Annotated in this window: 1 protein-coding gene; it reads left to right on the forward strand. The window is 58.0% G+C overall.

All coding sequences use genetic code 11. The annotated features are described in order from the left end of the window. Window positions 1-264, forward strand: a 264-nt coding sequence (locus tag ABLQ08_RS32530) for a hypothetical protein (RefSeq protein WP_352950927.1), incomplete at both ends; no start/stop codon positions are given.

Consider the following 264-nt stretch of genomic DNA (forward strand, 5'->3'; position numbering starts at 1 on the left):
ACGGTTGCAGGGTCCAATCGTAGCCTTGCGTTCTCCGGCGTGAACTCCACCGGAACGGTGCTGACGGGGAATGATGACGTCCTGACATCCAACGGTCTTGAAGTGACCGTGACCGCTTCTGTGGATGCCAATGGCAACCCGGTTCTGACCGGTTCGACTACGGCGGGCGATGTTTTCCGGATCACGTTGAACGACGACGACGAGGGCAGCTACACATTCGAGCTTCTGGACAATCTCGATCATGACATCGGAGCCGGTGACGGT

The organism is Roseibium sp. SCP14 (assembly GCF_040329475.1).
In the GTDB taxonomy this organism is placed as follows: Bacteria; Pseudomonadota; Alphaproteobacteria; order Rhizobiales; family Stappiaceae; genus Roseibium.